This is a genomic window from Chelativorans sp. (genome assembly GCF_031180965.1).
Classification (GTDB): domain Bacteria; phylum Pseudomonadota; class Alphaproteobacteria; order Rhizobiales; family Rhizobiaceae; genus Chelativorans.
Window position 1 is genome coordinate 103682 of record NZ_JAPSLH010000008.1, and the last position, 21181, is coordinate 124862.

Annotated in this window: 17 protein-coding genes; 12 read left to right on the forward strand and 5 right to left on the reverse strand. The window is 63.5% G+C overall.

Annotated elements, in window-relative coordinates; translation table 11 throughout:
• The first annotated feature begins 25 nt into the window (after positions 1 to 25).
• From rimP to RIN79_RS08795, 10 genes are all read left to right on the forward strand, one after another.
• A complete protein-coding gene (rimP, locus tag RIN79_RS08750) occupies positions 26 to 637 on the forward strand; it encodes a ribosome maturation factor RimP (protein ID WP_309084260.1) in 612 nt (203 codons plus the stop codon).
• Positions 638 to 691: 54 nt separating this feature from the next.
• Positions 692 to 2290 carry a transcription termination factor NusA gene (gene nusA / locus RIN79_RS08755; RefSeq protein WP_309084261.1) on the forward strand — a complete coding sequence of 533 codons (1599 nt, stop codon included), beginning with the start codon at positions 692 to 694 and terminating at the stop codon, positions 2288 to 2290.
• Positions 2291 to 2332: 42 nt separating this feature from the next.
• Positions 2333 to 2968 carry an RNA-binding protein gene (locus RIN79_RS08760; RefSeq protein WP_309084262.1) on the forward strand — a complete coding sequence of 212 codons (636 nt, stop codon included), beginning with the start codon at positions 2333 to 2335 and terminating at the stop codon, positions 2966 to 2968.
• Positions 2965 to 5532 carry a translation initiation factor IF-2 gene (gene infB / locus RIN79_RS08765; RefSeq protein WP_309084263.1) on the forward strand — a complete coding sequence of 856 codons (2568 nt, stop codon included), beginning with the start codon at positions 2965 to 2967 and terminating at the stop codon, positions 5530 to 5532. Before RIN79_RS08760 ends, infB begins: the two co-directional genes overlap by 4 nt.
• Positions 5533 to 5666: 134 nt before the next feature.
• Complete coding sequence (gene rbfA / locus RIN79_RS08770; RefSeq protein WP_309084264.1) at positions 5667 to 6074, forward strand: 30S ribosome-binding factor RbfA; 408 nt, start codon at positions 5667 to 5669, stop codon at positions 6072 to 6074.
• 43 nt (positions 6075 to 6117) lie between these two features.
• Positions 6118 to 7056 carry a tRNA pseudouridine(55) synthase TruB gene (gene truB, locus RIN79_RS08775; RefSeq protein WP_309084265.1) on the forward strand — a complete coding sequence of 313 codons (939 nt, stop codon included), beginning with the start codon at positions 6118 to 6120 and terminating at the stop codon, positions 7054 to 7056.
• Positions 7057 to 7149: 93 nt separating this feature from the next.
• Positions 7150 to 8874, forward strand: coding sequence for an HWE histidine kinase domain-containing protein (locus tag RIN79_RS08780; RefSeq protein ID WP_309084266.1), 1725 nt, complete (start codon positions 7150 to 7152; stop codon positions 8872 to 8874).
• 142 nt (positions 8875 to 9016) lie between these two features.
• On the forward strand, positions 9017 to 9286 hold the full coding sequence (gene rpsO / locus RIN79_RS08785) for a 30S ribosomal protein S15 (protein ID WP_309084267.1): 270 nt from the start codon (positions 9017 to 9019) through the stop codon (positions 9284 to 9286).
• A 248-nt stretch (positions 9287 to 9534) separates the two neighbouring features.
• Positions 9535 to 11682, forward strand: coding sequence for a polyribonucleotide nucleotidyltransferase (pnp, locus tag RIN79_RS08790; RefSeq protein WP_309084268.1), 2148 nt, complete (start codon positions 9535 to 9537; stop codon positions 11680 to 11682).
• 129 nt (positions 11683 to 11811) lie between these two features.
• The gene (locus RIN79_RS08795; protein WP_309084269.1) at positions 11812 to 12771 is read left to right on the forward strand and encodes a class I SAM-dependent methyltransferase; all 960 of its coding nucleotides are present in this window, start codon (positions 11812 to 11814) and stop codon (positions 12769 to 12771) included.
• Here RIN79_RS08795 and fabI read toward each other — a convergent pair whose 3' ends face one another.
• From fabI to fabA, 3 genes are all read right to left on the reverse strand, one after another.
• The gene (fabI, locus tag RIN79_RS08800; RefSeq protein WP_309084270.1) at positions 12772 to 13620 is read right to left on the reverse strand and encodes an enoyl-ACP reductase FabI; all 849 of its coding nucleotides are present in this window, start codon (positions 13618 to 13620) and stop codon (positions 12772 to 12774) included.
• Between the two features lie 10 nt (positions 13621 to 13630).
• Positions 13631 to 14851 (reverse strand): beta-ketoacyl-ACP synthase I, encoded by a 1221-nt coding sequence (gene fabB / locus RIN79_RS08805; RefSeq protein ID WP_309084271.1) that lies wholly within the window; start codon positions 14849 to 14851, stop codon positions 13631 to 13633.
• Positions 14852 to 14914: 63 nt separating this feature from the next.
• Entirely contained in the window at positions 14915 to 15436 is a 522-nt protein-coding gene (gene fabA / locus RIN79_RS08810; protein ID WP_309084317.1) for a 3-hydroxyacyl-[acyl-carrier-protein] dehydratase FabA, read from the reverse strand.
• Positions 15437 to 15675: 239 nt separating this feature from the next.
• Here fabA and irrA point away from each other — a divergent pair, with 239 nt between their 5' ends.
• Positions 15676 to 16110 (forward strand): iron response transcriptional regulator IrrA, encoded by a 435-nt coding sequence (gene irrA, locus RIN79_RS08815; RefSeq protein WP_309084272.1) that lies wholly within the window; start codon positions 15676 to 15678, stop codon positions 16108 to 16110.
• 33 nt (positions 16111 to 16143) lie between these two features.
• Here irrA and RIN79_RS08820 read toward each other — a convergent pair whose 3' ends face one another.
• Positions 16144 to 16704, reverse strand: a complete 561-nt coding sequence (locus tag RIN79_RS08820) for an SH3 domain-containing protein (protein WP_309084273.1) — start codon at positions 16702 to 16704, stop codon at positions 16144 to 16146.
• Positions 16705 to 16924: 220 nt separating this feature from the next.
• On the opposite strand from RIN79_RS08820, the gene RIN79_RS08825 reads away from it, so the two are divergent.
• Positions 16925 to 17926, forward strand: a complete 1002-nt coding sequence (locus RIN79_RS08825; protein ID WP_309084274.1) for a D-glycerate dehydrogenase — start codon at positions 16925 to 16927, stop codon at positions 17924 to 17926.
• 47 nt (positions 17927 to 17973) lie between these two features.
• Here RIN79_RS08825 and polA read toward each other — a convergent pair whose 3' ends face one another.
• Positions 17974 to 20910 carry a DNA polymerase I gene (gene polA / locus RIN79_RS08830; RefSeq protein WP_309084275.1) on the reverse strand — a complete coding sequence of 979 codons (2937 nt, stop codon included), beginning with the start codon at positions 20908 to 20910 and terminating at the stop codon, positions 17974 to 17976.
• Positions 20911 to 21181: the final 271 nt, after the last annotated feature.

Sequence of the window (21181 nt, forward strand, 5' to 3'; positions counted from 1 at the left end):
CGGCTTGGAGGACGTTGAGACCTGAATGCAGGATGATCGCATCATTCGCGAAAGCGGCGTTGACGCGCGTGTGGCGGGCATCGTCATGCCCGTGCTCGATGCGCTGGGATACCGGTTGGTCCGAGTGCGGCTCTCCGCGCAGGACGGGCTCACCCTGCAGATCATGGCGGAACGTGCGGACGGCACGATGACGGTAGAGGATTGCGAGGAAGTAAGCCGAGCAGTCTCTCCGGTTCTCGATGTCGAGGATCCCATCGATGGCGCTTACCAACTAGAGATTTCCTCCCCCGGAATAGACCGGCCGCTGGTGCGGCTCGGCGATTTTGAGGCAGCGATCGGCCATCTCGCAAAAATCGAGACCTCTGTGATGGTTGGCGGGCGCAAACGGTTTCGCGGCGAAATCACGGGCTGCACCGCCGAGATGGTGACGATAGCGCGCGACAAGGTGGCCGAAGGCGAGGAGCCGGTGGCGGAAATCCCTCTCGACGCGATCGAAGATGCGAAGCTGGTGCTGACGGATGCGCTCATCCGCGAGGCCCTGAAGAAAGACAAGGAAGAAAGGCGGCAGCGCAAGAAGGCGCGCCGCCGCGGCGAACCAATGCCGGCAGAGGGCGAAGGCGCCGCCACCGAAGAATAGGTTTTTGGACAGCCGGCCGAGCGCCCGTTGATCCAGTGTTTGAGGAGAATGAACATGGCAGTCAGTGCAAACAGGCTGGAGCTCTTGCAGATCGCCGACGCGGTCGCCCGGGAGAAGTCGATTGACAAGGGGATTGTGATCGCGGCGATGGCCGACGCCATCCAGAAGGCGGCCCGGTCCCGCTATGGTCAGGAGACGAATATCCGCGCGGACATCAATCCGCAGACCGGAGAAATGAAGCTGCAGCGGCTCATGGAAGTGGTCGAGGATGTGGAGGAGCCGGCGAGGCAAATCCCGCTGTCGCTCGCCCGCGCGCGCAATCCAGACGCGCAGGTCGGCGACTTCATCGCCGAACAGCTTCCGCCAATGGATTTCGGCCGCATTGCGGCGCAATCGGCCAAGCAGGTCATCGTGCAGAAGGTGCGTGAAGCTGAGCGCGACCGGCAATATGACGAATACAAGGACCGCATCGGCGAGATCGTCAACGGCACGGTGAAGCGCGTGGAATACGGCAATGTGATCGTGGATCTGGGCCGGGGCGAGGGCATTATCCGCCGCGACGAGTTGATCCCGCGCGAGACGTTCAAGTACGGCGACCGCGTCCGCGCCTATGTCTACGACGTGCGGCGCGAGCAGCGCGGCCCGCAGATCTTCCTGTCGCGCACACATCCGCAGTTCATGGCGAAGCTCTTCACCATGGAAGTGCCGGAAATCTATGACGGCATCATCGAGATCAGGTCAGTTGCCCGCGACCCGGGCAGCCGCGCGAAAATCGCGGTGATCAGCCGCGACTCTTCCATCGACCCCGTCGGCGCCTGCGTCGGTATGCGCGGTTCGCGCGTACAGGCTGTGGTGGCCGAGCTTCAGGGCGAGAAGATCGACATCATTCCCTGGAATGAGAATGCGGCGAGCTTCATCGTGAACGCGCTGCAGCCGGCGGAGGTCTCCAAGGTGGTGCTCGACGAGGACGCCGAGCGCATTGAGGTGGTGGTTCCCGACGACCAGCTTTCGCTGGCGATCGGCCGCCGCGGCCAGAATGTGCGCCTCGCCTCGCAGCTGACCGGCTGGGACATCGACATCCTGACCGAGGAGGAAGAGTCGCAGCGCCGCCAGAAGGAGTTCGTCGAGCGCTCCACCCTGTTCATGGACGCACTGAACGTCGACGAGATGGTCGGCCAGGTTCTCGCTTCGGAGGGCTTCACGAGCGTCGAGGAACTCGCCTATGTCGAGTCAGGCGAAATCGCCTCCATCGACGGCTTCGACGACGATACGGCCGAGGAAATCCAGGCCCGGGCCCGCGAATATCTGGAGCGCATCGAGGCGGAGCAGGACGCCAAGCGGAGGGAGTTGGGCGTTTCCGACGAATTGCGCGAGATTCCCGGCCTGACCACCGCCATGATGGTGAAGCTGGGCGAAGACGGCGTGAAGACGATCGAAGACTTCGCCGGCTATGCCGTGGACGACCTCGTTGGCTGGAAGGAGCGCAAGGACGGAGAGAACAAATTCTTCCCTGGGGTGCTTTCCGACTTCGACGTTTCACGCGCGGACGCCGAGCAGATGGTGATGGCCGCACGTCTTAAGGCCGGCTGGATCAGCAGCGACGATCTTGAGACGGAAGCCGAAGCTGAAGAGGCCGAGCCGGTGGAAGGCTGAGGGAAATGCCTGTTCGTGCCGCCAGGGGTCTTGTGAAACCAGATGAACGACCGCACATGTATCGTGACTCGCGAGCCGCTGCAGCCGGATCAGCTGATCCGGTTCGTGGCGGGTCCGGACGGCATGGTGGTTCCCGACCTGAAACGGAAGCTGCCCGGGCGCGGCTGCTGGGTCACTGCTGAAAGAAATCTGGTCGAGAAGGCGGCGGCGAAGAATCTTTTTGCCCGCGCGCTGAAAGCGGCGGTCACTGTGCCGCCGAATCTCGCTGCGATGGTCGATTCTTTGCTTTCCAGCGGCGCCCTTGGCGCTCTTGGCCTTGCGCGCAAGGCCGGAGCCGTGGCATTGGGTGCGGCGAAGGTAGAAGCCGGCATACGCAGCGGCAAGGTTCTTGCGGTGCTGCACGCAACGGAAGCTTCCGACGACGGCGTCCGCAAGATCGCGAGCGCGCGAAGATCGATTGCCCATGTCGGCGGCCCCGCAGTCCCGGCATACAAGCTCTTTTCGGAAGCCGAATTGGGTTTGGCATTAGGGGCCACAAATGTGATACATGCTGCCGTGCTCGACCGGGGGCCGGGCGAGGCAGCGCTGAGGCGCATTGAAGCGCTGGCCCGATATCGAGGAATAGCCCCGGACTGGCAAGCGTCGAGTGCGGCGGACGCCGCAGAGGATATGGAATGACAGACACGAAGACTGGTGACGACAAGACGCTGAGCGTGAACCCGAAAAAGACGCTGACGCTGAAAAGGCCCGGCATGGAGCAGGGCACTGTGCGTCAGAACTTTTCGCATGGGCGCACGAAGGCCGTCGTTGTCGAAACCAAGAAGCGCAAGTTCGCCCGGCCGGACGAGCGTGCCGAGCCGGTTTCGCCCTTGCGTCCGAAGCCCGCTGCTCCTGTGACCGCGGCGCCGGCGGCGGCTGCACCCCAGCAGCGCGAGGCGCCAAGGCCGCAGCCGGCCCCGCCCCGCTCTGGCGTAGTGCTGAACGAGCTTTCCACGCAGGAGATGGAGGCCCGCCGACGCGCGCTGCAGGATTCCAAACTGCGCGAAACGGAAGAGCGCAAGCGCGCCGCCGAGGATGCCGCGCGTCGTGCCGAAGAAGAAGAGCGCCGCCGCCGCGAGCGCGAGGAATCCGCCCGGCGCCAGGCCGAGGAGGAAGCCCGCCTGAAGGCTGAGGCCGAAGCACGCAAGCGTGCCGAGGAAGAGGCACGCCGACGCGCTCCTGCGGTCGAGGCTGTGGCCGGCGTGGAGGTCGAGGAGGAAGAGGAGGGGCGCGGCCGTGGCGGTCCAGCCAAGCGCGGCGTTCCCAAGGTCGAAGCGCCGGCACGTCCGGCAAAGCCTCGCGCGGAGGACGAACGCCGCCGCGGCAAGCTCACGCTCAATACGGCTCTCTCCGACGAAGAGACGCGCGCCCGCTCGCTGTCTTCCATGCGGCGCAGGCAGGAGAAGTTCAAGCGCGCCCTGCACCAAGAGCCACGCGAGAAGGTCGCGCGTGAGGTCGTGCTGCCGGAAACTATCACCATCCAGGAGCTCGCCAGCCGCATGTCCGAGCGGGCGGTCGATGTGGTGAAATATTTTATGAAGCAGGGCCAGATCATGAAGCCCGGCGACGTGATCGATGCCGATACGGCGGAGCTGGTGGCGGTCGAGTTCGGCCACACCGTGAAGCGCGTGGCTGAATCGGATGTCGAAGGAGGTCTGTTCGATATTCAGGACCGCCCGGAGGATCTAAAGCCGCGGCCGCCGGTCGTCACCATCATGGGCCATGTCGACCACGGCAAGACCTCACTGCTAGACGCCCTCCGCAAGGCCAATGTAGCGGCCGGCGAAGCTGGCGGCATCACGCAGCATATCGGCGCCTATCAGGTCGAGCAGAACGGCCACACGATCACCTTCATCGACACTCCCGGCCACGCCGCGTTTACCGCGATGCGTGCCCGCGGCGCACAGGCGACCGATGTTGCCGTGCTGGTCGTGGCGGCCGATGACGGCGTGATGCCGCAGACGATCGAGTCCATCAGCCATGCCAAGGCGGCCGGGGTTCCGATCATCGTCGCGATCAACAAGATCGACAAGCAGGATGCCAATCCTCAGCGGGTTCGCACGGAACTCCTCCAGCACGAGGTATTCGTCGAATCCATGGGCGGCGACGTGCTCGATGTGGAAGTATCCGCTGTCAAGGGCACCAATCTCGACAGACTGCTGGAAGCGATCCTCCTGCAGGCGGAGATTCTCGAGCTCAAGGCAAACCCCGACCGCACGGCCGAGGGTGTCGTGGTAGAGGCCAAGCTCGACCGCGGCCGCGGTTCCGTGGCTACGGTGCTCGTTCAGAAGGGCACGCTCAAGCCGGGCGACATCATCGTCGCCGGCAATGAGTGGGGTCGCGTGCGGGCGCTCGTCAACGAGCGGGGCGAGATGGTGAAGGCCGCTCCGCCCTCCACCCCGGTGGAGGTGCTGGGCCTGCAGGGCACGCCGCAGGCGGGCGACCGCTTCGCCGTCATCGACACCGAGGCCAGAGCACGCGAGATTTCCGAGTACCGCCAGCGCAAGGCGCGCGAGAAGGCCGTTGCCCGCCAGGCCGGCCAGCGCGGCTCGCTCGAGCAGATGATGTCGCAGCTGCAGTCGAGCGGCGTCAAGGAGTTCCCGCTCATCATCAAGGGGGACGTGCAGGGCTCGATCGAGGCTATCGTCAACGCCATCGAGAAGCTCGGCACCGAGGAGGTGCGGGCGCGCATTGTTCATGCGGCTGCCGGCGCGATCACCGAGAGCGACATCTCGCTCGCGGAGACCTCTGGAGCGGCCATCATCGGCTTCAACGTGCGCGCCAACAAGCAGGCCCGCGACGCGGCCGAGCAGGCGGGGATCGAAATCCGCTACTACAACATCATCTACGATCTGGTGGATGACATCAAAGCGGCCATGTCTGGCCTCCTATCCCCCGAGCGGCGCGAGACCTTCCTCGGCAATGCCGAGATCCTCGAGGTCTTCAACATCACCAAGGTCGGCAAGGTGGCTGGCTGCCGCGTGACGGAAGGCAAGGTCGAGCGTGGTGCGGGCGTCCGCCTCATCCGCGACAATGTGGTGATCCACGAGGGCACGCTGAAGACGCTTAAGCGCTTCAAGGACGAGGTTTCGGAGGTGCCGGCCGGCCAGGAATGCGGCATGGCCTTCGCGAACTACGAGGACATCCGCGTCGGCGATGTGATCGAAGCCTATCGCGTCGAGATGGTGACCCGGACGCTATAAGGAGGGCGGTGGCCGCGGCGAAGCGGCCACCACTTTTTCAGCGGCGGTCTTGCCGGTGAGATCGAAATCCTACCTAGAGTCGCAAGCGGCGCCGGAGCACGGCAGCCGCATGCATTTGACGAGCGACTTTGCCCATGCCTAACTCTGCTCCTTCCCAACGCCAGCTTCGCGTCGGCGAACAGACCCGTCACGCGCTGTCCGATGTCCTCCAACGCGAGGATTTGCGCGACCCTGCGCTTGAGGGCGTGGTCATTTCTGTCTCCGAGGTGCGGATGTCGCCGGACCTGAAGATCGCCACGGCTTTCGTCTCGCCGCTCGGGAGCGCGGATAAGGACGCGGTCGTGGCGGCGCTCAACCGCCATGCACGCTACATCAGGGGACGTGTTTCGCCGGCTCTCCGGCAGATGCGCTACATGCCCGAGTTCCGCTTCCGCATCGATACGAGCTACGAAAATTTCGAGAAGATCGACCGCATCCTGAGGTCGCCGGAGGTGGCTAGGGATCTCGAGGACGACGACCCTGACAGTGGCAGCGGCGGCTGACACAGACGCCCGCAAGAAGAGATATTGGAAGGAACCTTGCCGGATGGCGGCTCGCAAAAAAAAGAAGGGCAGGCCCGTTTCGGGCTGGCTGGTGCTCGACAAACCGCCGGGTATGGGCTCGACCGACGCCGTCTCCAAGGTGAAATGGCTTTTCGGCGCCCAGAAGGCGGGCCACGCTGGCACGCTTGATCCCCTCGCCTCGGGCATGCTGCCGATTGCGCTCGGTGAGGCGACCAAGACGGTGCCGTATGTGATGGAAGGTGCCAAGGTCTATCGCTTCACCGTTGCCTGGGGCGCGGAGCGCTCCACCGACGATCTTGAAGGCCCCGTCACGAAGTCCTGCAACAAGACTCCGACCGAAGAGGAGGTTCGCGCGCTTCTGCCGCGATATACGGGCCTCATCATGCAGACGCCGCCGCGGTTCTCGGCCGTAAAGATCGCCGGCGAGCGCGCCTATGATCTCGCGCGCGAGGGCGAGGTGGTGGAGATCGCGCCGCGCGAGGTGGAGATCGGTCGGCTCGAGCTCGTTTCGATGCCCGAGCCGAGCAAGGCCGTGTTGGAAGTCGAGTGTGGCAAGGGCACTTATGTGCGCTCGCTTGCCCGGGATCTGGGGCGCGATCTCGGCTGTTTCGGCCATGTAGCCGATCTGCGACGTGTTGAGGTCTATCCGTTCGATCCCTCCCAACTCGTCCCTCTGAAGGTGCTGGAGGAGGCTGCAGAAAAGGCCCAGACCGAGGAGGAACGATTTGCCGCTCTGGATTCGTTCCTGCTCGACACCACGGCGGCTCTCGATGGATTGCCGGAATTGGTGCTGAGCGACGACGCCGCGAGCCGAATCCGCCTCGGCAACTCCGTCATCCTCCGGGGGCGGGACGCACCGGTCGAGGCGCCGGAAGCCTGGGCCAGCGCGCGCGGCAGGCTCGTTGCCATCGGCGCGGTGGAGGCGGGCATGTTCAAGCCCAAGCGCGTGTTCGGAGGTTGAGAAAAGCCATAGCGCATCCCGACAAAGGTTTGTATTGCAACGCATGTCTGAGTTCCGCATTGAACGGAAGAGCGGGTTGGACAGGCAGTGGCAATGGGCGACGTGGATACCGGCGCTAGCCGCCCCGATGCGGAGATACGCTTCGGTCAGAAGCTGCACGCGCGGCTGACTGGCCCGAAGCCGATCGGCTTCTATCTATTCTTGCTCATCGTGGTGACGATTGTGCCGGCGCTTGCCATCTCGGCGGTGCTTCTCCAGCGCAACGATGAAGCGCAGCGGGAGATCGTCGAAACGCTGGCCGAGGCGATGGCTGGCTCCATTGCCGAAGCGGTGGACCGAGAGCTTGCGGGCATGGAGACCACCCTTCGGGTGCTCTCAACGACTCGCTCGCTCACCAGCGGCAACCTGCAGGATTTTTATGACCGGGGAAAAGCCGCGCTGAGCGGCACCGGATCCTACCTGATCGTGCTCGACGAGAATTTCCGCCAGCTCATCAACACCCGGGTGCCTTTCGGGAGCCCTCTTGGCGTGACGGGAGATCCAGAATCGGCGCAACGGGCGCTGAACACGCGCGCGCCCGCGATTTCCGGCGTTTTTTTCGGCCGCACCTCGCAAAACTGGGTTTTCAATGTTGTCCTGCCGTTTCTGCGCGAAAACCAGCCGCCGCGCCTTCTGGTTTTGACGCGTGACGCCGATTCGATGGCGGACGCGCTGTCGCAGGAGATGCTCCGCGGCGGCTGGAATGCCTCACTCCTCGACCGGAACGGCATCGTCATCGCCTCCTCCTTCATGTCGTCCAGCGTCGGCAAGCCGTTTTTTCTGGATATCAGTGGCAGCGGCGCCCCGCAGACCGCCCGCCTGGCGGAGGATATGAACTCCGAGTCCTATCTGCGGATCATTCGCGAATCGCGATACAGCGGCTGGAAAGTGGTCGTCTGGGCGCCGACGGCGGCGGTGGAAGAGCCGACCCGCCGCGCCCTCCGCTTCCTCTTCGGCGGCAGCCTGGTGATCATCGCGATCGGCACGCTCGCGGCCTGGCTCATCGGCCGGCAGATCGCCGGACCCGTGCGTAGGCTCGCCTATGATGCGCGCCGACTGGGCGCGGGGCAGCCGGTTGATGCCGTGCGCTATCCGATTGCCGAGGTGGCGACGGTATCGGCCGCGCTTTCCGAAGCCTCTACGGATCGCAAGACTGCGGAAAACGAAATCCGCTTGCTCATGCGGGAGGTGGCGCATCGTGCGAAGAACCAGCTCACCGTGGTCTCCTCCATGGCGAAGCAGACGGCGCGCAGCTCGCGCTCGCTGCCGGCCTTCCTCGACTCCTTCCAGAAGCGCCTCTATGGGCTCGCGCGCTCGACCGATCTTCTGATTGCCGGCGGCGCAACCGGCGTCGAACTGCGCGAATTGCTGATGGCGCAGATAGAACCCTTCAGGCCCGAGGATTTGAAGCGGCTCGATATCTCCGGGCCTCCCTTCCGCCTGTCAAACCAGGCGGCACAGACTATTGGCCTTGCTGTTCATGAGCTCGCCACCAATGCCGCCAAATACGGCGCCTTTGCCTCGCGGACGGGGCGTCTTTCGGTCGACTGGGCAGTGGAAGGCGAGACGCTGGTGCTTACATGGCGCGAGCACCTGGCCCTGCTACGGCGCCGACCCGCCAAGCGGGGATTTGGCACGGAGATCATCGAGCGCATGCTGGGCGGCACGCTGGATGCGGAGATTTCGCGGACGTTCCATCGCGACGGGCTGGAATGTGTCTTCCGGATCCCGCTGAAGCGCCTCGTGCCCGAGCGGACGCATTCCCTCGCTTCGGTCTGATTCGCCTTTTATCTGGCAATCCCCTCCGGGATGCACTATATGCGCCCGATCATTGCGGTTTCGCGCGATGTGCGGGCCCTGGCTGGACGACATCCCGGCTATGGGCGGCTGTGCCCTCTATGTTGAAGAGAAAGGACACCCGATGTCGATTACTGCCGAGCGCAAGCAGGAGATCCTGAAGGAATTCGCCACCGCCAAGGGTGACACCGGTTCGCCGGAGGTCCAGGTGGCACTCCTCAGCGAGCGCATCAAAAACCTGACCGAGCATTTCAAGGGCCACCAGAAGGATAACCATTCCCGCCGTGGTCTGTTGAAGCTTGTTTCGCAGCGCCGCCGTCTGCTTGACTACGTCAAGCGGAAGGATGAGAGCCGCTACCAGACCCTCATCGAGAGGCTCGGGCTGCGTCGCTAGTTCTGGCGGCGGGCTCTCCAGGCGGGAGCCCGCCACCAGCATAGCGCCTGCTGAGCGGGCGCTTCGGCTCCGGACAGATCCGGATGCCGCCGATGGACAGGTCATGGGGCAGGATTGCAGGATGCTTGCGGGCCGCGAGAAGCGGCGCATTCCAAGCCTCCCGTTGTCTTGCCCATGGCTCGTCCTACAAAGAAGAGAAAGCGAATGCGCGCGGCACTGCCGCGCGGCCTTCGAGATTAGGACCAGACATGTTCAAGCAACACAAAGTGGAAATCGAATGGGGTGGGCGTCCGCTCATCCTGGAGACCGGCAAGATAGCGCGTCAGGCCGATGGCGCGGTGCTCGCCACCTATGGCGAGACGGTTGTGCTCGCCACAGTAGTCTCCGCCAAGGAGCCGAAGCCCGGCATCGACTTCTTCCCACTCACCGTCAACTACCAGGAAAAGAGCTTCGCTGCCGGCAAAATCCCCGGCGGCTACTTCAAGCGTGAAGGGCGCCCGAGCGAGAAGGAGACGCTCGTCTCCCGCCTCATCGACCGCCCGATCCGTCCCCTCTTCGTCGAGGGCTACAAGCACGACACGCAGGTGATCGTCACCGTCCTCCAGCACGATCTGGAGAATGATCCCGATATCGTCGCCATGGTCGCCGCCTCGGCCGCGCTCACCCTTTCCGGCGTCCCCTTCATGGGCCCGGTGGGTGCTGCCCGCGTCGGCTATATCGGCGGCGAATACGTCCTCAACCCGCATCTCGACGTGATGCCCGAGACCAAGCTCGACCTCGTCGTGGCGGGCACGCAGGACGCCGTCCTGATGGTGGAATCGGAAGCCCAGCAGCTTCCCGAGGACGTCATGCTCGGCGCCGTCATGTTCGGCCACAAGCATTTCCAGCCGGTCATTGATGCCATCATCAAGCTCGCGGAAGTGGCGGCCAAGGAACCCCGCGACTTCCTGCCCGAGGATCTTTCCGGCCTCGAAGCCGAGATGCTGAAGGTGGTGGAGGCCGACCTGCGCGAGGCCTACAAGATCATCAACAAGCAGGAGCGCTACGCTGCCGTTGACGCGGCGAAGGTCAAGGTCAAGGAGACGTTCCTCCCCGAAAGTGCCGAAGAGTACAAGTGGACGCCCGAGCAGGTCGCCACCGTGTTCAAGGCACTGCAGGCCAAGATCGTGCGCTGGAACATCCTCGACACCGGCAGCCGCATTGATGGTCGCGACCTGAAGACAGTCCGGCCGATCACCGCGGAAGTGGGCGTGCTTCCCCGCACGCACGGCTCTGCGCTTTTCACCCGAGGCGAGACGCAGGCGATCGTAGTTGCCACGTTGGGCACCGGCGAGGATGAGCAGTATGTCGACTCGCTCACCGGCACCTATAAAGAGACTTTCATGCTCCACTACAACTTCCCGCCCTATTCGGTGGGTGAGACGGGGCGCATGGGCTCTCCCGGCCGCCGTGAGATCGGTCACGGCAAGCTCGCCTGGCGGGCAGTTCATCCGCTGCTGCCAGCGCCGGATCAGTTTCCTTACACCGTCCGCGTCGTTTCCGAGATCACCGAGTCCAACGGCTCGTCCTCGATGGCGACGGTCTGCGGTACCTCGCTGGCGCTGATGGATGCGGGCGTCCCCCTGGCCAAGCCCGTTGCCGGTATTGCGATGGGCCTCATCAAGGAGGACGACCGCTTCGCCGTGCTGTCGGACATCCTCGGCGACGAGGATCACCTCGGCGACATGGACTTCAAGGTCGCGGGCACCGACGAGGGCGTGACCTCGCTGCAGATGGACATCAAGATCACCGGCATTACCGAAGAGATCATGAAGGTAGCGCTCGAGCAGGCCAAGGAAGGCCGGCTCCACATCCTCGACGAGATGTCCAAGGCCCTGTCCCAGAGCCGCAGCGAGCTCGGCGAGTTCGCCCCGCGCATTGAGGTCATGCACATCCCCACCGACAAGATCCGCGACGTGATCGGCACCGGCGGGAAGGTCATCCGCGAGATCGTGGAGAAGACCGGGGCCAAGATCAACATCGAGGACGACGGCACGGTGAAGATCGCTTCGTCCAATGCGAAGGAGATCGAGGCTGCCCGGAAGTGGATCCACTCCATCACCGCCGAGCCGGAAGTTGGCGAGATCTACGAAGGAACCGTGGTGAAGACCGCCGATTTTGGCGCGTTCGTGAACTTCTTTGGTCCGCGCGATGGCCTGGTGCACATCTCGCAACTCGCTCCCGAGCGCGTCCAGAAGACCACCGATGTGGTCAAGGAAGGCGACAAGGTCTTCGTCAAGCTGATGGGCTTTGACGAGCGCGGTAAGGTGCGGCTCTCGATGAAGGTCGTCGACCAGAAGACGGGCAAGGAAATCGTCCGCGAGAAGAAGGAAGAAAGCGAAGAGGTCGACAACTGATTTCTTCCGCCTGATGGCTTACATACGGGCGCGGCTATGCTGCGCCCGTTTTGCTTCCGCCTGGGATTCCCGCCCGTGAATGAAGCCCTTCCAACAATGCTTTTTCCGTTCGAACGAGGCCTCATCGAGATGCCGCGTTCCGGAGAGCGGCTTCTCCTCTTTGGCGCTTCCACAGGGCTGAGGCTGCCTTCCGAATTCCGGGCCGAGCTGAAGGTGGTGCAGGATTTCCGCCCCGATTTCCTGGCGCTTGAGAAAGCGGGTTTTACGGTGGCACCGTGGGCGGAGGGCCACGGCTTCGACACGGCGCTTCTCCTTCTCGGCCGTCATCGGCGTGAAAACGAGGCGCGTTTTGCCGAAGCGATCGAACGCGTTCGCCCAGGCGGCCTCATTCTCGCCGCTGGCACGAAGAGGAATGGCGCGCCGAGCTTCCGCAAGCGGATATCCGAGCTTCTGCCGATCGAGGATCACCTGTCCAAGCATCATGGGACGGCCTTCTGGTTGCGGCGCCCCGGCAGAGTGGAAGATGGCGTGCTTGCCTCGCTCTCAGCGCCTGCGCTGGCCTCTTCCGAGGGGTTCGAGACAGCCGCAGGCGGTTTTTCCGAAGGCGCGGTCGATCCGGGTTCAAGGCTTTTGGCGGAATGCCTGCCGCAGGATATCTCGGGCGAGGTGGCAGATTTTGCCGCCGGCTGGGGATACCTGTCGGTACAGGTTGCCCGGCGATTTCCGGTTTCGAGGGTGGATCTCTACGACGCGCACTACTCCTCAATCGAGGCTGCGCGCCGCAATCTTGCCAAGCATGCGCCAGGCGCAGGCTGCCGCTTCTTCTGGCACGATCTGCTGAGCGAGCCGGTTGCGCATCGCTATGATGTGATCGTTATGAATCCGCCCTTCCACCGCAGCCGTGCCGCGGAGCCGGATATCGGCCGCGCTATGATCGGGATAGCGGCGAAGACTCTGAAGCAGCGCGGTCGGCTTTTTCTTGTCGCCAATCGCGGCCTGCCTTACGAAGCGGTGATGCAAACCGCATTCGCGCGGCACGGGGAATTGCGCCGCGACGGGACCTACAAGGTCCTCTGGGGCCAGCAATAGCTATTTTGCCTTTGCCGCTTCGCGTTCGGCTTCGACCTTTTCGGAGGCTTCGCCCGAGCGCTTCAGCTCGTCCAGTGCTGGCATGGAAACGATGTTGTAACCCGAATCCACATAGTGGATTTCGCCCGTCACGCCGGATGAAAGGTCAGACAGAAGATAAAGGGCTGAGCCGCCGATCTCGTCGATGGTGACGGTGCGGCGCAGTGGTGAATTGCGCTGCTGATAGGAGAACATATGGCGGGCGTCGGAGATTCCCGCACCCGCCAGCGTGCGCACCGGGCCGGCGGAAATCGCATTCACGCGGATGGCGCGCGGGCCATAGTCGTTGGCGAGGTAGCGAACGCTCGCCTCAAGCCCGGCCTTGGCGACGCCCATGACGTTATAATTGGGCATGACGCGGGTGGAACCTGCATAGGTGAGCGTAAGCAAGCTGCCGCCATTCGGCATCATGGCTGCCGCCTTGCGCGCCACCTCCGTGAAGGAATAGCAGGAGATCACCATCGTGCGGATGAAGTTTTCCCGCGTCGTGTTGGCGTAGAGGCCCTTGAGCTCGTTCTTGTCGGAAAAGCCGATAGCGTGGACCAGGAAATCGAGCGAGCCCCATTCCGAGGCAAGCGTCTCGAAGACCTTGTCGATCGAGGCGCTGTCCTCCACGTCGCAGGGCAGGAGGAATTTCGAGCCGACCTGCTCGGCCAGCGGTTTGACGCGACGGCCGAACGCCTCGCCCTGATAGGTGAAGGCCATCTCGGCGCCATGGGCGGCGAGCTTCTTTGCAATCCCCCAGGCGATCGAGTGGTCGTTCGCGACGCCCATGACGACGCCGCGCCTGCCCTTCATCAGAGGTTCCATCTTCCGTCCCTCACCCCGCGTAGCGCTGAAACACCAGCGTCGCATTGGTGCCGCCGAAGCCGAAGGAATTCGACAGCACCGTGTCTATCTTTGCATTGTCGATGCGCTTGCGCACGATGGGCACGCCCTCGAACTCGGGATCGAGTTCGTCGATGTGAGCGCTTTCGCCGATGAAGCCTTCCTTGACCATCAGGAGCGAATAGATCGATTCCTGCACGCCGGCAGCGCCCAGCGAATGGCCGGTCAGGGACTTCGTGGAGGCGATATAGGGCATGTTGTCGCCGAAGACCTCGCGGATGGCGCCGACCTCGCGGGAATCGCCCACCTCGGTGGCCGTTCCGTGGGTGTTGACGTAGTCGACGCGCTCCTTCACGGTGGAGAGCGCAAGCCGCATGCAGCGCGCTGCCCCCTCGCCCGAGGGCGCGACCATGTCGTAGCCGTCTGACGTCGCGCCGTAGCCCACGACCTCACCATAGATGTTGGCGCCGCGCGCCTTGGCATGCTCCAGCTCCTCCAGGACCAGCACGCCGGCGCCGCCGGCGATGACGAAGCCGTCGCGGCGGGCGTCATAGGCGCGGGAGGCGACCGCCGGCGTCTCGTTGAACTTGGAGGACATGGCGCCCATGGCGTCGAAGAGGTTCGACATGGTCCAGTCGAGATCCTCGTGGCCGCCGGCGAAGACGATGTCCTGCTTGCCGAACTGGATGAGCTCGTAGGCATTGCCGATGCAGTGCGCCGAGGTGGAGCAGGCCGACGTAATCGTGTAGTTCACACCATGGATCTTGAACCAGGTGGCGAGTGTGGCCGACGCCGTGGAGGACATGGCCTTCGGCACGGCAAACGGGCCGATGCGCTTGGGCGAGCCCTTTTCGCGGGTCGTGTCGGCGGCGTCCACGATGGTGCGCGTCGACGGGCCGCCCGAGCCCATGATGATGCCCGTGCGCTCGTTTGTGATGTCTTTTTCTTCGAGGCCGGAGTCGGCGATCGCCTGCTCCATCGCCACATGGTTCCACGCGCCGCCCTTGGAGAGGAAGCGCAGGGCGCGCCTGTCTACGAACTCCGTGGGATCGAGCGTGGGCGCGCCCCAGACCTGGCAGCGGAAACCGTGTTCGGCGAAATCCGGCGAAAAGCTGATGCCTGACTTGGCCTCGCGCAGCGAGGCCGTTACTTCCTGAGCATTGTTGCCGATCGAGGACACGATGCCAAGGCCGGTGACTACGACGCGTCTCATATGGCTCTCCCTGGGGCTCAAGGCGGCCGCCCGCAATTTCCCTGGTGGATTTTGGTCAGCTTCCTAAGAGGCCGCGGCTTCCTGTTTGAAAAGACCGACACGCAGGTCGCCGGCCCTGTATATGGTCTCGCCGTCGGCTTTCAGCCAGCCGTCGCCGGTACCGAGCACGAGGCGGCCGCGCATAACGCGCTTGAAGTCGACGCCATACTCGACCTTCTTCACGCTAGGCGTGACCATGCCGCTGAACTTCACCTCGCCCGTTGAGATGGCGCGCCCCTTGCCGGGCTCGCCCAGCCAGCCAAGGAAGAAGCCCGTCATTTGCCACAGCGCATCCAGGCCGAGGCAGCCGGGCATCACGGGGTCGCCGATGAAGTGGCAAGGAAAGAACCAAAGATCGGGCTTGATGTCGAGCTCGGCGCGGATGAACCCTTTCCCGAACTCGCCGCCATCCGCGCTCACTTGAGTGATCCGGTCGAACATCAGCATGGGAGGTGCTGGAAGCTGCGCATTGCCGGGGCCGAATAGCTCGCCACGGGCACAGGCCAAAAGGTCTTCGTAGTCGTAGCTCGATTTCGTCTGCGCCATGTATTCCCATTCTCGTTCGCAGGCCGCCCGAGGGCCCATTGCCGATTTGGGGACTCTCCCTATCACAGCTTGTTTGGCGTAGGAAACAGCCCGCAGCAATTTCCCGATCATCGCCCCGCATGGGCGATCTCGCAGACGTTTTGCCGCTATTGATCGGCAAAACCCATCGGAATATATGTGAGACTGATAAATACGGCTCTACGCCGAGAAGAAAGTCGAAAGCGACAGGAAAGGGTTCCTTGACCGCTGCCCAGTTCAACGCTTCAGCGCTAGATTGTCGTGTGCGCGCGGCCGGACTTCGTCCGACGCGCCAGCGCATTGCGTTGGCGGAACTCCTGTTCAAGGCCGGCGATCGACACGTGTCGGCTGAGGAGCTGCACGAGGAAGCTTTGAGCGCCGGAGTGCGCGTCTCGCTCGCTACGGTCTACAACACCCTGCACCAGTTTACCGAGGCGGGCATGCTGCGCATCCTGCCCGTGGAAGGGTCGAAGACCTATTTCGACACCAATACCTCGGACCACCACCATTTCTTCCTGGAAGGGGAGAACCGGCTGATGGATATTCCCGAGGGGCCCGTGAGCGTCACCAATTTGCCCGCACCGCCGGAGGACATGGAAATCTCCCATGTAGACATCCTCGTGCGCCTTCGCCCTAAATCCAACCGGGTGCGCTGACCCGTCAGGCTGCCATCTGGTGCGGACGCGCGGCTAGTCCTGAACAGCTTCGCCGGGATAGACGCCCCAGAGGGAATCTTGGCGGATCCAGCCTTCATGGCCCGCGAAGGTCATCCGGCACCAGTCGCCATTGCACACGGTAACCTCGCCGATGACACCCGGCTCCAGCTGCGCCACCGCGCGAGCACCTTCATTGGGCTCCGCCATCAGCGGCAAGGCTGCCTTCCCCTTACCCTTCAGCCAGGGCGCTACGATGCCGGTCCGCTGGCCGGACAGGAGCGCCTGGTTGATCCAGCCTTCCGCCCCGTCCATATCTCGGACGCGGCGCCAGTTGTCATATTCCTGGATGATCTCCACAGGCAGCCCGGGCTTCAAATAGAGCCACTCGACGGCATATTGCGTTCCAGGCCCCACACGCATGTTGACGCGTCCTGATTTGAGGCTGACGAAGCGGGGCAGTGGAAGCCCGCTCGGCCCTCTCTTCAAGACCTGCGCGACGGCACCTTCCGTTTGTGTGTAAGAGGGGCTCGACGCCAGCAAGGCGCCAAGCAGCGAAAGAGCGAGCAAGCCACGGCTCTTCGTGAATGCAGGCATCTTCTTTCCCCACGTCCCGAACCTGCTGAAGGTTGCCGCGTCGGCGGCATCATCTTCGGCCATTCCGCTACGCCTCCATGCGGCGCATCGCGGTCTTTTTCTTTGTCTTCGCCACGCCTGCTTGTTAGACATCGCACCTGAGACTTCGAAGCAGGAAGGCGCCTCTTAATGTCGCTCTTCTTGGTTAACGAGGCCTCAACGCGGGGGAGGTATCGAACCAATGACCGGGCGGAAAAAACCTCTCGTCGTCATCACAAGAAAGCTGCCGGACCAGGTCGAAACGCGCATGCGCGAGCTGTTTGACGCCAGGCTCAATGTGGACGACCGCCGGCTCGCCCAGCCGGAACTGGTGGCGGCGGTCAAAGAGGCGGACGTGCTTGTGCCGACCATAACCGACCGCATCGACGCAGCCCTGCTCGCCCAGGCGGGCGAGCGGCTGAAGCTGATCGCTAATTACGGCAATGGAGTCGAGCATATCGACGTCGCCGCAGCGGCGGAGCGGGGCATCACCGTCACGAATACGCCCAATGTGCTCAATGAAGACACGGCTGACATGACGATGGCGCTGATCCTCGCGGTGCCGCGGCGCCTGGTGGAAGGCGCGGAGGTGCTGAAGCAGGACGGCAAATGGGCGGGGTGGTCGCCCACCTGGATGTTGGGACGGCGCATCTGGGGCAAGCGGCTCGGCATCGTCGGCATGGGCCGCATCGGAACGGCGGTGGCGCGCCGGGCCAAGGCCTTCGGCATTTCGATCCATTATCATAATCGCCGCCGCGTTGCGCCGATGATCGAGGACGAACTGGAAGCAACCTATTGGGATAGCCTGGACCAGATGCTCGCCCGCATGGACGTCATCTCCGTCAACTGTCCGTCGACGCCGGCCACTTTTCACCTGCTGTCGGCGCGCCGGCTCGCTCTCATGCAACCCTCCGCCTACATCGTGAATACGGCCCGCGGCGACATCGTCGACGAGGATGCCCTGATCCACATGATTGAGGAGGGAAAGCTTGCGGGCGCCGGTCTGGACGTCTTCGAGCACGAGCCTGCGGTCAACAAGAAGCTTCTCAAGCTGGCGGCCAAGGGCAATGTGGTCCTCCTGCCGCATATGGGCTCGGCCACGATGGAGGGCCGCATCGACATGGGCGAGAAGGTGATCATCAACATCCGCACCTTCTTCGACGGCCACCGGCCACCGGATCGCGTGCTCCCGCGCAGGGTGTAGGGCGCGCCGACCTGATGCATGCCCGTCGGCGGATCAGGGCAAAATGCCTAGTGCGCCTCTTCCCAATTGTCGGCCGCGCGTGCGTCCACCTTCAGCGGCACCGAAAGAGAGCGGGCCGGCCAGGCCGCGCCTTCCATTACCGTGCGGATCACCGGGATGGCGCGCTCCACAGCATCTTCCGGCGCCTCGAATACAAGCTCGTCGTGTACCTGCAGCAGCATCTGGACATCGCCGAGCCCCGAATCGGCGAGCGCCGCATCCATGCGCATCATGGCGCGGCGGATGATATCGGCGGCCGAACCCTGGATGGGCGCGTTGATGGAGGCGCGTTCGTTGAAGGCGCGGATGGAAGGGTTGGAGGAGCGGATCTCCGGGTAATGGGCGCGGCGGCCGAAGATGGTCTCGACATAGCCCTTTTCGCGGCAGAACGCTTTCGTCCGCTCCATATAGTCGCGGATTCCCGGAAACCGCTCGAAATACCGTTTGATATAGGCACCGGCCTCCTCGCGCGGAATGCTGAGCTGGTTCGCGAGGCCGAAGGCGGAGATGCCGTAGATGATGCCGAAATTGATCGCCTTGGCACGGCGGCGGACCTCCGCCGGCATGCCTTCGACCGGCACGCCGAACATCTCGGACGCCGTCATGGCATGGATGTCCACGCCCTCCGCAAAAGCCTTCTTGAGCTCCGGGATTTCTGCCACATGGGCAAGCACGCGCAGCTCGATCTGGCTGTAGTCGGCCGAAATCAGCTTCCGGCCGGGCGCGGCGATGAAGGCGGTGCGGATTTTCCTGCCTTCCGGCGTGCGCACGGGGATGTTCTGGAGGTTCGGCTCGGAGGAGGAGAGCCGCCCCGTCGTCGTGGAAGCCAACGAATAGGATGTGTGCACCCGTCCCGTATCGGGGTGGGTATAGCCGGGCAGCGCATCCGTGTAGGTGGATTTCAGTTTGGTGACCTGCCGCCAATCGACGATCTTACGCGGCAGTTCGTGACCTGCGGCAGCGAGTTCTTCAAGCACCTGCGCGGACGTGGACCATTGGCCCGACTTCGTCTTCGCCCCGCCCGGCAGGCCCATCCGGCCGAAAAGGATATCGCCCAGTTGCTTCGGCGAGCCGATAGTAAAACGCCCGCCGGCGAGCTCGTAGATCTCCTCCTCCATCCGCGCCGCCGTCTGCGCGAAATCGCCGGACATGCGGGAGAGGATCTGGCGGTCCACCATGATGCCGCGGTGCTCCATGCGGCAGATCACTGAGATCATCGGTCGCTCCAGCCGCTCATAGACGGAGACGAGGCCTTTTGCGGCCAACTGCGGCTTCAGCACCTTCCACAGGCGCAGCGCGATATCGGCATCCTCGGCGGCATAGATGGTGGCGCGCTCGAGATCGACCATGTCGAAGGTCACCTTGGAGCGTCCGGAGCCCGTCACCTCCTTGTAGGAAAGCGGGGTATGGCCGAGCCATCGCTCGGCCAGCGCGTCCATGCTATGTGCCTGCGTCCCCGCTTCAAGCACGTAGGAGATCAGCATGGTATCGTCATAGGGCGCGATCTCGATCCCATGCCGGTAGAGGAGCAGCCAGTCATATTTCAGGTTCTGGCCGATCTTCAGCACCGCAGGATCCTGGAGTGCCGGCCGCAGGACGCTGAGCGCCGCTTCCACCGCAATCTGGCCGTCCATCATCCCGCCGCCGAGCAGGTCTTCTTTCCCGTTCTTGTGCGACAGGGGCACATAAGCCGCGCGCCCGGGAGCAGTGGCGAGAGCGATTCCGCACAGTTCCGCCTGCATTGGATCGAGCGAGGTCGTCTCTGTATCGAGGGCTAGGATGCCCGTCTCGCGTGCTTCCGCTGCCCACTGGTTCAGCGTTTCCAGGTCTCGGATGCAGACATAGCGGGAGTGGTCGAATTTCTCGGCCGACGCCGCCTCGGCAATCTTGCGCGCGAATTTTTCCGGCGTCTCCGCCTCATCCGTGCGGTCGGGCGCTATCTCGCCCTCGGCGCCGGGCTCGCCGATGCCGGTTGCAGGAACCGTGAGATCGGGTCCGTGCGCCTCGGCCCCCGCCTGTACTGCCACGTAAGCGGACTCGATCGCTGACGGATCGGTTCCTGTCGCCTCCGCGACCCGGCGGGTGAGCGAGGAGAACTCCATCGCCTTCAGGAAGGCGATCAGCTTCGGTCCGTTGGGGGGATTAAGCGCCAGAGCATCGAGGCCGAGCTCGACCGGCACGTCATCCTTGAGGCGGACCAGTTCGCGCGAGATGCGGGCATTCTCCGCGTGCTGAAGCAGGTTTTCGCGTCGCTTGTCCTGCTTGATCTCATGCGCCCGGGCAAGCAGCGTATCGAGATCTCCATACTGCTCCAGAAGCTGAGCTGCCGTCTTCGGACCTATGCCTGGCACGCCCGGCACGTTGTCGATCGTGTCGCCGGTCAGCGCCTGCAGGTCGATCATCTTTTCGGGCGGAACGCCCCATTTCTCGATGACCTCGGGGACTTTGATCTCCTTGTCCTTCATCGGGTCGTACATGGCCACCGTGGGCCCGACGAGCTGCATCAGGTCCTTGTCCGAGGAGACGATGGTCGTATCGCCTCCCGCCTCGCAGGCAAGCCGCGCATAGGTGGCGATCAGATCGTCGGCCTCGTAGCCCTCCATCTCAATGCAGGGCAGGTCGAAGGCGCGCGTCGCCTCCCGGATCAGGCCGAATTGCGGAATGAGATCCTCTGGTGGCTGGGTCCGGTTGGCCTTGTATTCAGGGAAGAGTTCATTGCGGAACGTCTTCGATGAATAGTCGAAAATGACCGCGAAATGGGTCGGGGTGATACCGACATCCGTGTTGCGGGCGTCGCGCAGGAGCTTCCACAGCATGTTGCAGAAGCCCGATACGGCGCCGACCGGCAGCCCGTCTGACTTGCGCGCGAGCGGCGGTAGGGCGTGATAGGCCCGGAAGATATAGCCCGAGCCATCGACGAGGAAGAGATGATCGCCTTTTTTCATGGCCGAACGGGTAGCGCGACCTCTTCCGCCTGTCCATCAGAAAGCCTCGCCGCCGATGAGGCTCCGGACAGGGTATGGCAGTGGCGCGCAAAGATTAACGAGGTGTAATGTTTCAGCCCTTGAATAGCCATTTTGGTGAACAACATAACAGTCATCGGCAATACTCCGCCGAGTCCGGCAAGGCTCGTCCCCCGCCTGAACCGGACACCAGCGGCAGCCTACCCCCTCTCCGGGCTGCCGCACATAATAAAAGGCCGCCGTGGTTCCCCTC

Coding starts and splice junctions, on each gene's coding strand:
- rimP (WP_309084260.1), top strand. CDS start 26: ATGCAGGATGATCGCATCATTCGCGAAAGCGGCGTTGACGCGCGTGTG.
- RIN79_RS08825 (WP_309084274.1), top strand. CDS start 16,925: ATGACCGGGCGGAAAAAACCTCTCGTCGTCATCACAAGAAAGCTGCCG.
- RIN79_RS08795 (WP_309084269.1), top strand. CDS start 11,812: ATGCCGCGTTCCGGAGAGCGGCTTCTCCTCTTTGGCGCTTCCACAGGG.
- fabB (WP_309084271.1), bottom strand. CDS start 14,851: ATGAGACGCGTCGTAGTCACCGGCCTTGGCATCGTGTCCTCGATCGGC.
- polA (WP_309084275.1), bottom strand. CDS start 20,910: ATGAAAAAAGGCGATCATCTCTTCCTCGTCGATGGCTCGGGCTATATC.
- fabI (WP_309084270.1), bottom strand. CDS start 13,620: ATGGAACCTCTGATGAAGGGCAGGCGCGGCGTCGTCATGGGCGTCGCG.
- RIN79_RS08780 (WP_309084266.1), top strand. CDS start 7,150: ATGGGCGACGTGGATACCGGCGCTAGCCGCCCCGATGCGGAGATACGC.
- rbfA (WP_309084264.1), top strand. CDS start 5,667: ATGCCTAACTCTGCTCCTTCCCAACGCCAGCTTCGCGTCGGCGAACAG.
- truB (WP_309084265.1), top strand. CDS start 6,118: ATGGCGGCTCGCAAAAAAAAGAAGGGCAGGCCCGTTTCGGGCTGGCTG.
- infB (WP_309084263.1), top strand. CDS start 2,965: ATGACAGACACGAAGACTGGTGACGACAAGACGCTGAGCGTGAACCCG.
- RIN79_RS08820 (WP_309084273.1), bottom strand. CDS start 16,704: ATGCCTGCATTCACGAAGAGCCGTGGCTTGCTCGCTCTTTCGCTGCTT.
- pnp (WP_309084268.1), top strand. CDS start 9,535: ATGTTCAAGCAACACAAAGTGGAAATCGAATGGGGTGGGCGTCCGCTC.
- RIN79_RS08760 (WP_309084262.1), top strand. CDS start 2,333: ATGAACGACCGCACATGTATCGTGACTCGCGAGCCGCTGCAGCCGGAT.
- rpsO (WP_309084267.1), top strand. CDS start 9,017: ATGTCGATTACTGCCGAGCGCAAGCAGGAGATCCTGAAGGAATTCGCC.
- nusA (WP_309084261.1), top strand. CDS start 692: ATGGCAGTCAGTGCAAACAGGCTGGAGCTCTTGCAGATCGCCGACGCG.
- fabA (WP_309084317.1), bottom strand. CDS start 15,436: ATGGCGCAGACGAAATCGAGCTACGACTACGAAGACCTTTTGGCCTGT.